Annotated in this window: 2 protein-coding genes; both read left to right on the top strand. The window is 58.3% G+C overall.

Features of this window, described 5'->3' with window-relative positions; genetic code table 11:
* Nucleotides 1–277: hypothetical protein (locus C448_RS04205; RefSeq protein WP_004052065.1), on the top strand; the 277-nt coding region annotated here is incomplete at its 5' end.
* Complete coding sequence (locus C448_RS04200) at nt 277–486, top strand: hypothetical protein (protein ID WP_004052064.1); 210 nt, start codon at nt 277–279, stop codon at nt 484–486. The genes C448_RS04205 and C448_RS04200, both read left to right, overlap by 1 nt.
* Nucleotides 487–573 lie beyond the last annotated feature (87 nt).

Raw genomic sequence — 573 nt, 5'->3', positions numbered from 1 at the left:
GGGGAATATCGAAATCACGCTTGCGTACGCGGTATCTGTCGGCGCGTTCGCGGGCATCATCATCACGAACGAGAACACCGACCTATCGTCTCTCAAAGACGATGCGGAGAAGCTTGACGACTACTATATGTGGTCGATTTTCGGCACGGTCGGGGTGTTCGCTGCGTGGCTGTTGGTCGGTGACGTTTCCTCATTCTTCCAGAGTAGCGACCTCTGGGGCTTGGTCTACGTCGGCATCACGAGCACGGCCGGGTTCGCTGCGGGGTGGATGCTCTAATGGTGGACCTTGACCTTGACCTAGAGACGGTCGCCACACTTGGCGCGTCGGTTGGTGCTCTCGACGCCGGACTATCCGCGGGCGCAGACATCACGATTTTATCCGACCTGCTTGGTGGCAGTCTTGAAATAGGGCTGATTGTGGTTGGTGCAGCCGGTGGGTCTCTCATCGCAGACCGGCTCGGACTCGTTGAGGTGTTTGATTCGTGACTCTCGTTCGGAGGGTCATGGTTATGCTGCTCGTTGGAATCGTCATCACGACCGCCGCCACGAGCGGCGTGGTTCCAGGGTCATCTC

Origin of the sequence: Halococcus morrhuae DSM 1307, from assembly GCF_000336695.1 — an archaeon.
Classification (GTDB): domain Archaea; phylum Halobacteriota; class Halobacteria; order Halobacteriales; family Halococcaceae; genus Halococcus; species Halococcus morrhuae.
The sequence above is the reverse complement of the archived record's forward strand: the minus strand, read 5'-3'. Positions and strand labels throughout refer to the sequence as shown.

Excerpts from the sequence above, each read along its gene's own strand:
- C448_RS04200 (WP_004052064.1), top strand. The coding sequence starts at position 277 with ATGGTGGACCTTGACCTTGACCTAGAGACGGTCGCCACACTTGGCGCG.